Consider the following 12,290-nt stretch of genomic DNA (forward strand, 5'->3'; position numbering starts at 1 on the left):
GAGGAAGAAATGTCGTCCAATCCATTCAGTCCAACCAGAAGGCAGCTGCTCCAGGGAACCGCGGCTCTCGCCACCACCGGCCTCGTCGGTCTTCGTCCGAGCTTCGCCGCGGGCGTCGACTGGAAGCGCTTTGCCGGCACAACGCTCGACGTCAACCTGGTCAAGAGCCCGCGCAGCGACACCATCCTGAAGAATCTCGCGGAGTTCGAGGAGCTGACCGGCATCAAGGTCAATGCCGAGGCGACACCCGAACAGCAGCAGCGCCAGAAGACGGTGATCGAACTCAGCTCTGGCAAGCCGAGCTTCGACGTCGTGCATCTGAGCTACCATGTGCAGAAGCGCCAGTTCGAGAAGGGCGGCTGGCTGGCCGACATTTCCGGCTTCGTTGCCGATCCGGGCCTCACCGATCCAGGCCTGACCGAAAGCGACTTCGCCGAGGCGGGCATCCAGTTCGCCAAGGACGGCCAGGGCGTGCTGCGCTCGCTGCCATTCTCGGTCGACTACTGGATCCTCTACTGGAACAAGGAGCTGTTCGACGCCAAAGGTATAAAATATCCCGAGAGCTTCGAGCAGCTGGTGGCTGCCGCCGAAGCGCTGACGGATCCCTCAAGCAACACCTTCGGTTTCGTCGCACGCGGTCTCAAGAACGCCAACACGCCGGTGTGGACGTCGCTGATGCTCGGCTACGACATGACGCCGCTCGGCAGCGACGGCAAGCTGCGCACCACCTCGCCGGAGGCGATCGAGGCTGCCGCCCTCTATCAGCGGCTGATGACCAAGGCCGCGCCTCCCGGCGTCACCGGCTTCAACTGGGCCGAGGCGCAATCCGCCTTCCTGCAGGGCAAGATCGGCATGTGGTTCGATGGCGTGGGCTTCGCGCCGCCGATGGAAAATCCGGAAAAATCGCGCGTCGTCGGCAAGGTCGGCTATGGCGTCATGCCGAAGGGTCCCAAGGCGCATGCCGCGGGTACTTTCGGCGACGGCATCGGCGTGACGTCCGCCAGCGCGAAGAAGGAAGCGGCCTATCTGTTCTGCCAGTGGGCCGTGTCACCCGCCATGGGCGCGCGCCTGCTGCAGGCCGGCGCCGGCGTGCCGTTCCGCAAGTCGGTGCTGGAAGACCCCAAGGTGCGCGAAGGCGTCACCATGCCGCCGAGCTGGCTGGATGCCGTGGTCGGCTCAGGCAATATCAGCCGGCTGGCGCTGCCGGTCATCATCCCGGTCACCGAGTTCCGCGACATCTATGGCGTGGCGCTGACCAACATGATTGCCGGCGCCGATCCCGCCGACGAACTGAAGAAGGCCACCGAACAGTTCCAGCCGGTTCTCGACAGGAGCGAGCAAGGCTGATGTCCGCCATCGCCCCGGAACGCGCAGGGGTGACGACACAAGCCGTCGAAGAGAGCCAGCCGATCCGGCTGGCTCCAAACTACTGGCCTTTCGTCATTCCTGCGCTCGTCGTCGTCGGCGCCGTGATCGTCTTTCCCTGGGCCTTCACGTTGTGGATGAGCGTCAACAGCTGGACGCTCGGCCAATCGCGAAGCTTTGCCGGGATGGAAAATTATATGCGCCTGGCGAGCGATCCGCGGTTTTGGGAATCGCTCTGGCATACCTTGATCTATACTTTCCTGTCGGTGGTCGCGCCGATGTTTTTCGGTACCGTCGCCGCGCTCATTTTCGACGCCAGGTTTGCCTTGCGCGGCCTGCTGCGCGGCGTCTTCGTGATGCCGATGATGGCCACACCCGTCGCCGTGGCATTGGTCTGGACCATGATGTTCCATCCGCAGCTCGGCGTGCTCAACTATCTCCTGTCGCTGGTCGGCATTCCGGCGCAGGAGTGGATCTTCAACGCCAACACCGTCATTCCTTCGCTGGTCGCGGTGGAGACCTGGCAGTGGACGCCGCTGGTGATGCTGATCGTGCTGGGTGGGCTGGCATCCGTGCCGCGCGAGCCGTTCGAAAGCGCCGAGATCGACGGCGCCAATGCCTGGCAGCAGTTCCGCTACCTCACCTTGCCGATGATCGCGCCGTTTCTGATGATCGCGGTCATCATCCGCACGATCGATGCGCTCAAGAGCTTCGATATCATCTACGCGATGACCCAAGGTGGGCCGGGCACGGCATCGGAAACAATCAACATCTATCTCTACAACACCGCCTTCTCCTATTACGACATGGGCTACGGCTCGGCCATGGCGGTGGTGTTCTTCATCGTCATCGTGGCCCTGTCCTTCATCCTCCTGATGCTGCGCCAGCGCTCGCAATGGGTCGACACGGAGGGCAAATAGGTGAGCTCGCGGCTGCTCAACAAGATAGGCCTGTTCTTCGCGGCGCTGGTGCTGGTCTCGCCGGCGATCCTGTTCTTCCTCTGGATGATCTCGCTGTCGCTGAAGTTCGAGATCGACAACGGCGCTTATCCGCCGATCCTGATCCCGGAGCGCTTCGCTTGGTCGAACTACGCAAAGGTGTTCGAGGAGAACAATTTCCTGCTCTATCTGTGGAACTCGGTGCTGGTGACCGGCACGGCGACGCTGCTGGCGCTGCTGATCGGAGTGCCGGCCGGCTATGGCATCGCCAGGCTCAAGGCGGAACGCTCGGCGATCGTCATCATGATCGCCCGCATGACGCCCGGGCTTTCCTATCTCATCCCGCTGTTCCTCCTGTTTCAGTGGCTGGGCATCCTCGGCACGCTGTGGCCGCAGATCATCATCCATCTGGTGGTGACGGTGCCGATCGTGGTCTGGGTGATGATCGGCTATTTCGAGACGACGCCGATGGAATTGGAGGAGGCCGCCAACATCGACGGCGCCAGTTCGTGGCAGGTGTTTCGCCTGGTCGCGCTGCCGATCGCCAAGCCCGGCATCGTCGTCGCCTTTATCCTGTCGATCATCTTCTCGTGGAACAACTTCGTCTTCGGCGTCGTGCTCGCCAGCCGCGAGACGCGGACGTTGCCGGTCGCGGTCTACAACATGCTGTCCTACGAGCAGGTGAGCTGGGGGCCGCTCGCCGCCGCAGCGCTCGTGGTGACGCTGCCGGTGCTGGTGCTGACCATGTTCGCGCAACGGCAGATCGTCGCGGGGCTGACGGCCGGCGCGGTCAAGGGTGGCTGAGCGCCTGATCCGCCCTCATTCTTTCGGAGATACGCAATGGCATCGGTAAGCATCAACAACGTGCAGAAGGCTTTCGGAGCCACTCGGATCATCCACGATGTCAGCGTCGATATCGCCGATGGCGAGTTCGTCATCCTGGTCGGACCGTCGGGCTGCGGAAAGTCGACGCTGCTGCGCATGATCGCGGGGCTGGAAACGATCTCGGCCGGAAAGATCGCAATCGGCGAGCGCACCGTGAACAACCTCAGGGCACGGGACCGCAACATCGCAATGGTGTTCCAGAACTACGCGCTCTACCCGCACATGACGGTGGCGGACAATATGGGCTTCGCGCTCAAGATCAAGAAAGCCGATCCGGCCGATACCGCGAGCCGGGTGAAGCGGGCAGCCGGCATTCTCGGCCTCGAGAAGCTGCTCGACCGCTATCCGCGCCAGCTTTCCGGCGGCCAGCGCCAGCGCGTCGCCATGGGCCGCGCCATCGTGCGCGACCCGCAGGTGTTTCTGTTCGACGAGCCGCTCTCCAATCTCGACGCCAAATTGCGCGTGCAGATGCGCGGCGAGATCAAGGCGCTGCATCAGCGGCTCGGCACCACCACCATCTATGTCACGCACGACCAGATCGAGGCGATGACCATGGCCGACAAGATCGTCGTGCTGCACGACGGTCTGGTCGAGCAGGTCGGCGCGCCGCTCGATCTCTACGACCGGCCGGCCAATCTGTTCGTTGCCGGCTTCATCGGCTCGCCGGCCATGAACTTCATCCACGGCCACATCGAGGAGGGCATCTTCCGCAGCGCCGGTGGGCTGACTTTGCCGCTACCGCAAGGCATCCGGCCGAGCGAAGCCGCGGGAAGGGAACTGGTCTACGGCATTCGTCCCGAGCATATCCGGGCGACCGGCCAGGGTCTCTCCGGCACAGTCACGCTCATGGAGGCGACCGGCTCGGAAATCTTCGCCACGGTCGACTGCGGCGGAGAGGTGATCTCCTGCCTTTTCCGCGAGCGGCTGGCGCTGAAGCAAGGCGAGAGCGTGCGGATCGAGATCGACCGCGCCTCGGCGCATCTGTTCGACGCCAAGACGGGCCGGCGCATCTGATTGCCGCTGTTCGCGCTCTCACCGCGGCGGCCAGGGAGTGCTTGAGATTCGAGCGAAGGGGAGGCAACGGGAGCCCAGTTACAAGAAAATGCAACGTGGGAGCATTGCAAAAGTCAGCCAACCCTTTGATTTAGTTGGTGATCCCGACAGGAATCGAACCTGTGACCTACAGATTAGGAATCTGCCGCTCTATCCTACTGAGCTACGGGACCACGCGGCCCGACACATAAACGCTTCGGGCCGGTTCGCCAAGAGGCGTTACCGGCCGATCGGCGCCAATCGGCCGGGAAGGTCGCCTCCGGGCAAAGCGGTCAGGCGGCCAGCGCCGTCTCCGCCAACCTCACCCAATAGCTCATGCCGTGCGGGATGACCTCGTCGTTGAAGTCATAGGCCGGATGGTGAAGGCCGGCGGTGTCGCCGTTGCCGATGAAGATGAAGGCGCCGGGGCGCGCTTCCAGCATGTAGGAAAAATCCTCACCGCCCATCACCGGCTGGATGGCGCGGTGGACATTCGCGTCGCCGGCGACGCCGGCGGCAATATCGCTGGCGAAGGCCGTCTCTTCCGGATGGTTGAAAGTGACGGGATAGTTGGGGTCGTAGTCGACCTCGATCGTCGCGCCGAAGGCTGATGCGAGGCCAGCGCAAATGGCGCGGATTTTCTCTTCCGCTTTCCTGGCCACTTCCTTTTTCAGCGTGCGCACCGTGCCGGCGATCTCGGCTTTTTCCGGTATGACGTTGTAGGCATCGCCGGCATGGAATTTGGTCACCGACACGACGACGGCCTCGACCGGATCGGTGCTGCGTGAGGCAATGGTTTGCAAAGCGCTCACCAATTGGCTGGTAATGACGATCGGGTCGATCGTGGCGTGCGGCATCGCCGCATGGCCGCCATGCCCCTTGACGGTGATGGTGAATTCGGCGGTCGCCGCCATGATCGGGCCGGGCTTGATGGCGAACTCGCCGACGGGAAGGCCGGGCATGTTATGCATGCCGAACACCTTCGAGATGCCGAAGCGGTCCATCATGCCGTCCTTGACCATTTCGTTGCCGCCGCCGCCGCCTTCCTCGGCGGGCTGGAAGATCACCGCCACGGAGCCGGCGAAATTGCGCGTTTCGGCGAGATATTTGGCTGCGCCGAGCAGCATGGCGGTGTGGCCGTCATGGCCGCAGGCATGCATTTTGCCGGGAACGCTCGACGCGTAGGGCTTGCCGGTGATCTCGTTGATCGGCAAAGCGTCCATGTCGGCGCGCAGGCCGATGGCCGGACCCTCGCCCTTGCGGCCGCGGATAATGCCGACGACGCCGGTTTTGCCGAGGCCGGTCACAACCTCGTCGCAACCGAAAGCCTGCAGCTTGGCGGTGACGAAGGCGGCGGTCTGGAAAACGTCGAAGTTCAGTTCCGGCGTCTGGTGCAGATGGCGCCGCCAGCCCGCGACTTCTTCCTGCATTTCCGCGGCACGGTTGAGAATTGGCATAATCGTTCCATTTCTTTGTTGGGGCAGGCAGTTCAGGGCCGCTGCCCGGCAAGTGTGATCGTCTGGCGCTTTGCCATTTTGACGTCACATAGGGTAAATAGCACCGCATAATGCGGCCCGGAGTCGAGGGTCGGTCCGCAGTATGCTGGCCATCGCGCAGCGAAATCTTACGGAGCCAGCGGCAACTACGGCAAGAGGCGATTTCGGAATTGATCATGCGGCAAAGGCATTTCCTCAACCTATTGCTTGCGGGGGCGCTGGCGCTGCCGATGCTTTCCGGCACTGCGCGCGCCAATCCGGTGGTGCTGTTCGACCTGAATAGCGGCAAGGTGCTGGAGCATCAGGACGCCTTCAAGCGCTGGTATCCGGCCTCGCTGAGCAAGCTGATGACGGCCTATGTGGCGTTCCGGGCGATCGCCGCCGGCGAGGTGGCGCTCGATTCGCCGATTAAGGTGACGAAACATTCGGCCGGCGAGCCGCCGAGCAAGATGGGCTTCAAGCCCGGATCGGTCATGCGGCTCGACAATGCGCTGAAGATGATGCTGGTCAAGTCGGCCAACGACATCGCCATGGCCGTCGGCGAGAACATCGGCGGATCGCAGGCCGCCTTCGCCGACCGCATGAATGCCGAGGCCGCCAGGCTCGGCATGGTCGGAACGCATTTCGTCAACCCGAATGGGCTGTTCTCGCCCGACCAGTACACGACCGCGCGCGACCTCGCCGTCCTGGTGACGGCGCTTCGCAACGACTTCCCGCAATATGCGCCGTGGTTCTCCATCGAGGGTCTTGCCGTCGGAAAGAAGGCGATCCCGAACTACAATCTGCTGATCGGGCGCTATCCCGGCGCCGACGGTATGAAAACCGGCTTCGTCTGCTCCTCGGGCTTCAACATGATCGGCTCGGCGACGCGCGATGGCCGCACACTGGTTGCCGTGGTGCTCGGCGAAAAATCCGCCATCAGCCGCGCCGAAGCGGCGGCGAAGCTGCTCGACCAGGGTTTTGACGCGCCGGCGGCCGGGTCGACGACGCTCGCGGCGCTCAAGCCATATGGCGACACGCTGTCGCCCAACGACCTGCAGGACGAGATCTGCAAGAAGAAGCCGAAGGAACAGCAGTCGGAGGCGGCGCCTGCCGTCGCCGCCAAGGACAAGGCCAAATCGCCCTATCAGGTGAAACTCGATCACCCGACGTTGATCGCGGTCGGCCTTGGCGGGGCCACCGGGCCGGCGCCCAAGGCTTTCGTCGACCAGACCGATCAGAACTATGCCGATGTGCCGCTGCCCAGCTGGCGGCCCGACAAGCCTCTGCCGGCCGGCGCCACACCCGCCGCGACCGCTGCCGCTGCAGCGCAGGGGGATCAGCCGGCCAAGGCGGCAAACTCGCCATGACCGGGCGCAGCGGCTTTCCCATACCCGTCTCGGTGCTCACCGGCTTTCTCGGGGCCGGCAAGACGACGCTGCTCAACCGGCTGCTCAAGGATCCGGCGCTTGCCGACACGGCCGTCATCATCAACGAGTTCGGCGAGGTGGCGATCGACCATCTGCTCGTCGAGCAAGCCTCAGACGGCATCATCCAGCTTTCCGACGGCTGCCTTTGCTGCACGGTGCGCGGCGAACTCGTCGATACGCTGGCCGACCTCGTCGACCGGCTGCAGACCGGACGCATCGCCAGGCTGGCGCGCGTCGTGGTCGAAACCACCGGCCTTGCCGATCCTGCACCGGTGCTGCAGTCGATCATGGCGCATCCAGCGCTGGTACAGGCTTTCCGGCTCGACGGCGTCATCGCGCTGGTCGACGGCGTCAACGGGGCGGCCACGCTCGATAACCATGTCGAGGCGGTGAAGCAGGCGGCTGTCGCCGACCGCATCGTGCTGACCAAGACCGATCTCGCCGAGGCAAGCGACGTCGAGGCCCTGCGGACGCGACTTCATCAGATAAATCCGAGCGCGGTCCTGCTCGACGTCAATGGCCCCGCTACCGGGGCAGCGTCGCTGTTCGATTGCGGCCTCTACAATCCCGAAACCAAGAGCGCCGACGTGCGGCGCTGGCTCGGAGAGGAGGCGGCGCATGATCATCACCACCATGATGACGGTCATGAACACAACCCCCATCATCATGATCACCGCCACGACGGCCGCGTGCGCTCCCACTCGCTCGTCCATGACGGGCCGGTGCCGTTCTCGGCGATCGAGATGTTCCTCGATTTGTTGCGCTCGACGCATGGCGAAAAACTGCTGCGCATGAAGGGCGTCATCGAACTTCAGGAGGATCCGTCACGGCCGCTGGTGATCCACGGCGTGCAGAAGATCCTGCATCCGCCGGCCAGGCTGCCGTCGTGGCCGGACGGACAGCGCGGCACGCGGCTGGTGCTGATCACGCTCGACATGCCGGAAGATTATGTCCAGCGGCTGTTTTCCGCCTTCACCAACAAGCCGTCGATCGACACGCCCGACCGGGCGGCGCTCGAGGCCAATCCGCTGGCGATCGCCGGGCTGTAGCCCCAGAGGTCCGATTGGCCTATGCCGCGCCGCCGCGCTCGACCAGGAAACGATGGCCGCCGTCGACCGGCGCGGTCTCGATCAGCTGGTGGCCGGCATCGGCGCAGAACGCCGGAATGTCGATCACGGCCAGCGGGTCGGTGGTTTCCAGCCACAGACGGCTGCCGGGCCGCATCGCGGCCAGGCGCTTGCGCGCCTTGAGCACCGGCAGCGGGCAGTTCAGCCCCTTCAGATCGTAGGTAGCGGCGGATCCGGCCAAGATCGAGAAATCTCAGCCGCCGAACATGCCGAGCAGTTTCTTCTTCAGCTTCGAGACCGTGCCTTCGTCGGCACTTGCCGCCTGCTGCGTTTCCGGCGCCGGTTGCGCGGAAGCCGCCTCGACGCCTGCGGTGACCACCGGCTGCTGAGCCGCCTGCTTGGCGGCTTCCTTTTCGGCCAGGGCCTGCGCCTTGGCGGCTGCCTTTTCAGCCTGCGCTTGCGCCTTGGCGGCCTTGGCCGCCTCGATCGCCGCAAGCCGCTGCTCCTCGGCCTTGCGCTTGGCCTCCTTCTCCGCGTCGAGCGCAGCCATCTTGCGGCCGAGCGGGGAATCGATGCGGCCCATGCGCGTCGTCTCGGTTACCGAGCCGTCGGCATTCATCGACGGCGGGTCGATCGGCACACGCTCGCCGCGGGCGCGGCGCTTGGACCAGTCGGAGACGATGCTGGCTTCCTTGATGCCGGCGATGGCCGGCTTAGGCGGCAGTATGCTTCCCTTGACCGCGGCGTTGAAGGCGGCGTCGTAGCGCTTTTCGTAGTCGGCGTAGGCCGTTTTCAACGAATCAGGCTGTGTCATTGCCGGGCAGGCGCCTGTCGGGTCGAAGGTGGTGCCTTCTGGCGCTACTTGATTGAAGACGTAGCGCTTCTCGCAGACGTCGACTTTCGGCGGGACCTTGGTGATTTCGAAATTGTCGTAGCCGACCTTCAGCATCTTCCAGAACTCGTAGTTCGGGTCGTTGCGGTAGCGCGCCATATTGGCGGCGGTCATGCGGAACGGGAAGGCCTGGATCTGGAACTCGGTCTGGCCGCCCTGGAAGGCATCGCGGCCGAAAGCATAGATCTGCTCGATCTGGGCATCGGTCATCGAATAGCAGCCGGACGAGGAGCAGGCGCCGTGCACCATCAAATTGGAGCCGGTGCGGCCGTTGGCCCTGTCGTAGGCGTTGGGATAGCCGATGTTGAAGGACAGATGGTAGTTCGAGCGCGGATTCATCTGCGACGGACGCACCGTGTAGAAGCCTTCCGGCGCCTGGCGGTCGCCCTCGGTGTATTTGGGGCCGAGCTTGCCCGACCATTTGCAGATGTCGTAGCTGGCGACGAGATCGTAGCGGCCGTTGGTCTTGGCCTTCCAGATCTCCAGCTTGCCTTCTTCCTTGAAGATGCGCGCCATCACCGAGGAGGTGCGCACCATGCCTTTGGCCTTCATGTCGGCGAGGATCTTATCCGGCAGGGGCTTGTTGGCCTCCGGCGCAAAATCCTTCATCGACGAATCATTGCAGCCGGCGATGCCTATCGCGGCGACAAGGACTCCGGTGCGGGCAAGCTTGGCAAACATCGATACGGCTTTGTCTTTTCTCTCAGGCCAACGGCCTCGGCATGGCCGGCCCGCAGGCTCAACACCAATGGACCGTAAGCCCGTTAACCTTGAAAATTCCTTACCGCAAGCAATAGCCAACCCCTCGCGGATATTTTCATTGAGCCGAATGCGGCGGCATTTTTGTGGCGAAAATGTTAACTGCCGCCATAGTTGCGGCGCGCGGCCGAATTAAACGGGTGGCGCTGGGGCAGACTCACGTGCTTTGTTTTCATGCATGTCGCTTTCGCAAAACCACTGCACAGTTTTGCGCGACATGCATTAAAGGCTGCGGCCCATCGCTAAATATTTCTCGCGGCGCTGCTCGCGGAAATCGGTGTTGGCGCCGGCAAAGTCCTTCATCGTCTTGGCGATCAGGTCGCCGGTGGCGGCAATCACCGTTTCCGGCGCACGCTGGGCGCCGCCCATCGGCTCGGGAACGATGGCATCGATGATCTTCATTTCGAGAAGATCCTGGGCGGTGATCTTCATGTTGGTCGCAGCGTCCTTGGAACGGGTGGTGTCGCGCCAAAGAATAGAGGCCGCGCCCTCGGGCGAGATCACCGAATAGATGGCGTGCTCCAGCATGTAGACACGGTTGGCGGTGGCGATCGCGATGGCGCCGCCGGAGCCGCCTTCACCGATGACCACCGAGATCGACGGCACTTTGAGCGCCAGGCAGGCTGAGGTCGAGCGCGCAATGGCCTCGGCCTGGCCGCGCTCCTCGGCGCCGACGCCGGGATAGGCGCCGGCGGTGTCGACCAGCGTCAAAAGCGGAATGTTGAAGCGGTCGGCAAGCTCCATCAGCCGAACCGCCTTGCGGTATCCCTCGGGCCGTACCGAACCGAAATTGTGCTTGATGCGGCTTGCCGTGTCGGAGCCCTTCTCCTGGCCGATCACCGCCACCGGCTCGCCGCGGAAACGGGCAAAACCGCCGACGATCGCCTGGTCGTCGCCGAAATTGCGGTCACCGGCCAACGGCGTGAAATCGCTGAACAAGCCCTTGATGTAGTCGAGGCAGTGCGGCCGGTCCGGATGGCGGGCCACCTGGACCTTCTGCCAAGGGGTGAGCGCCTTGTAGAGATCGCGCAGCGCATCGCGCGAACGCTTCTCCAGCCTGCCGATCTCGTCGGCGACATCGACCGCCTCGCCGTTCTCCGCGAGCTTCTTCAGCTCAAGGATCTTGAGTTCCAGATCCTGCACCGGCTTTTCGAAATCGAGGTAATTATACATGCTGGGGCGGACCGATCCGTCGGAAGGCAGTGGCTGGCGGAACCCTGGAAATGCTGGCTCCGGGCGGTGGAACGTCGCCCTCACATAGCGATATGAAGCCTAGTCGGCAAGCGGATGATGATCGTTGACCAGCCGCACCAGCCGCTCCTCCAGCACATGAGTGTAGATCTGCGTGGTGGAGATATCGGCGTGGCCAAGCAGTTGCTGCACGGCCCTGAGATCCGCACCGTTCTGCAGGAGATGGCTGGCGAAGGCGTGGCGCAGGACATGCGGCGAGATCTTGGTCGCGGCGATGCCGGCTCGCACCGCCAAGCCTTTGAGATCGCGTGCGAAAACCTGCCGGGAGAGATGACCGCTGTCGGAAGAGGCTGGGAACAGGAACGGGCTGTCGGCATAGGCCGGCACCTCCGCCCTGGCGGCAAGCCACGCCCGCATCGCGGCGCGCGCCTTGGCCGACAGCGGCACCATGCGCTCCTTGTCGCCCTTGCCGCGCACCATGAAGAAACGGTCGTCGCGCAGCGCCACCGTCACCGGCAGACCGACAAGCTCGGAAACGCGCAGGCCCGTGGCATAGAGCACCTCGACCAGCGCGTGCAGGCGCAGCGCCGCCAACCGGTCGCCGTCGGGCGCGGCCCCGCCCGCCTCCTCGGCCGCGCGGTCGACCAGGCGGCCCGTCTCAGCCTCGGTCATGGTCTTCGGCAGCGGCCGGCGCTTCTTCGGGCTGTCCAGCGTGCCGGTCGGGTCGTCGCCGCGCAGGCCTTCGGCATAGAGGAATTTGAAGAATTGGCGGATCGCCGACAATTTGCGCGCCTGCGAGGTCGGCGCGAAGCCACGCGCCGCGATGTCGTCGAGATAGGCGCGGATGTCGGCGGCTGCCGCTCCCGCCAGCCCGCCACCGATAGCTTCGGAGGCGTCTTCGAGGTCGCGGCGGTAGGAGGAAAGCGTGTTCTCGGCCGCACCCCGCTCGGCGCTCATCATCTCCAGAAAGGCTTCGATGCGGGCCGCGCTGTTCATTTGGCCGGGTCAGTTCTTCTTCGGATTGAGCTTTTCCGCGGGAATGCGCACGCTCATTTCGGCCTTTTTCGGCTCCACGAACATCGCCAGCGCGAACATCGCGCCATAAGCGACGCCTGCAAGAACCGCCAGCGTCACGACAAAGCGAAACAATGTCGGCATTCAGTCTTCGCCCGTCTTCTTGTTCTGCGATTCCAAACCCTGTGCCCTTATGGGACGCCATTCCGGCCAATTCAAGGACGAAGGGCTGGGGCAGAGGA

Annotated in this window: 12 protein-coding genes and 1 tRNA gene; 6 read left to right on the forward strand and 7 right to left on the reverse strand. The window is 63.9% G+C overall.

All coding sequences use genetic code 11. From position 1 onward, the window contains the following. Nucleotides 1-9: 9 nt before the first annotated feature. Genes CK215_RS12315 through ugpC form a run of 4 tightly spaced genes read left to right on the forward strand, consistent with a single transcriptional unit; the run spans nt 10 to nt 4,202 of the window. Nucleotides 10-1,347, forward strand: a complete 1,338-nt coding sequence (locus CK215_RS12315; RefSeq protein WP_095782783.1) for a sugar ABC transporter substrate-binding protein — start codon at nt 10-12, stop codon at nt 1,345-1,347. Next, entirely contained in the window at nt 1,347-2,285 is a 939-nt protein-coding gene (locus tag CK215_RS12320) for a sugar ABC transporter permease (RefSeq protein WP_066990391.1), read from the forward strand. The genes CK215_RS12315 and CK215_RS12320 overlap by 1 nt, the downstream gene beginning before the upstream one ends. Next, the gene (locus CK215_RS12325) at nt 2,286-3,107 is read left to right on the forward strand and encodes a carbohydrate ABC transporter permease (RefSeq protein ID WP_082953638.1); all 822 of its coding nucleotides are present in this window, start codon (nt 2,286-2,288) and stop codon (nt 3,105-3,107) included. It abuts the gene before it with no gap. Between the two features lie 36 nt (nt 3,108-3,143). Next, entirely contained in the window at nt 3,144-4,202 is a 1,059-nt protein-coding gene (gene ugpC, locus CK215_RS12330; RefSeq protein WP_095831066.1) for a sn-glycerol-3-phosphate ABC transporter ATP-binding protein UgpC, read from the forward strand. Nucleotides 4,203-4,337: 135 nt separating this feature from the next. Here the strand turns inward: ugpC and CK215_RS12335 are convergent. Both CK215_RS12335 and CK215_RS12340 read right to left on the reverse strand, forming a co-directional pair. Then, nucleotides 4,338-4,414, reverse strand: a tRNA-Arg gene (locus CK215_RS12335). 99 nt (nt 4,415-4,513) lie between these two features. Further along, complete coding sequence (locus tag CK215_RS12340) at nt 4,514-5,677, reverse strand: M20 aminoacylase family protein (RefSeq protein WP_095779321.1); 1,164 nt, start codon at nt 5,675-5,677, stop codon at nt 4,514-4,516. 215 nt (nt 5,678-5,892) lie between these two features. Between CK215_RS12340 and CK215_RS12345 the strand changes: the two genes are divergently transcribed. Together CK215_RS12345 and CK215_RS12350 are read left to right on the forward strand one after the other, a co-directional pair. Continuing rightward, nucleotides 5,893-7,065 carry a D-alanyl-D-alanine carboxypeptidase family protein gene (locus CK215_RS12345; RefSeq protein ID WP_095779385.1) on the forward strand — a complete coding sequence of 391 codons (1,173 nt, stop codon included), beginning with the start codon at nt 5,893-5,895 and terminating at the stop codon, nt 7,063-7,065. Next, nucleotides 7,062-8,174 (forward strand): GTP-binding protein, encoded by a 1,113-nt coding sequence (locus CK215_RS12350; protein WP_095831067.1) that lies wholly within the window; start codon nt 7,062-7,064, stop codon nt 8,172-8,174. Before CK215_RS12345 ends, CK215_RS12350 begins: the two co-directional genes overlap by 4 nt. 19 nt (nt 8,175-8,193) lie before the next feature. Here CK215_RS12350 and CK215_RS12355 read toward each other — a convergent pair whose 3' ends face one another. From CK215_RS12355 to CK215_RS12375, 5 genes are all read right to left on the reverse strand, one after another. Continuing rightward, the gene (locus tag CK215_RS12355; protein ID WP_170950284.1) at nt 8,194-8,433 is read right to left on the reverse strand and encodes a sulfurtransferase TusA family protein; all 240 of its coding nucleotides are present in this window, start codon (nt 8,431-8,433) and stop codon (nt 8,194-8,196) included. A gap of 12 nt (nt 8,434-8,445) precedes the next feature. Then, entirely contained in the window at nt 8,446-9,765 is a 1,320-nt protein-coding gene (locus CK215_RS12360; protein ID WP_095831069.1) for a murein L,D-transpeptidase family protein, read from the reverse strand. A gap of 300 nt (nt 9,766-10,065) precedes the next feature. Beyond that, the gene (locus tag CK215_RS12365) at nt 10,066-11,016 is read right to left on the reverse strand and encodes an acetyl-CoA carboxylase carboxyltransferase subunit alpha (RefSeq protein ID WP_066990365.1); all 951 of its coding nucleotides are present in this window, start codon (nt 11,014-11,016) and stop codon (nt 10,066-10,068) included. A gap of 99 nt (nt 11,017-11,115) precedes the next feature. Further along, complete coding sequence (locus CK215_RS12370; RefSeq protein WP_095831070.1) at nt 11,116-12,030, reverse strand: site-specific tyrosine recombinase XerD; 915 nt, start codon at nt 12,028-12,030, stop codon at nt 11,116-11,118. Nucleotides 12,031-12,039: 9 nt separating this feature from the next. Next, nucleotides 12,040-12,192: a histidine kinase gene (locus CK215_RS12375; RefSeq protein WP_066990358.1), complete on the reverse strand. Its 153-nt coding sequence runs from the start codon at nt 12,190-12,192 to the stop codon at nt 12,040-12,042. Nucleotides 12,193-12,290 lie beyond the last annotated feature (98 nt).

It is taken from the genome of Mesorhizobium sp. WSM3864 (assembly GCF_002294955.1).
Taxonomy (GTDB): domain Bacteria; phylum Pseudomonadota; class Alphaproteobacteria; order Rhizobiales; family Rhizobiaceae; genus Mesorhizobium.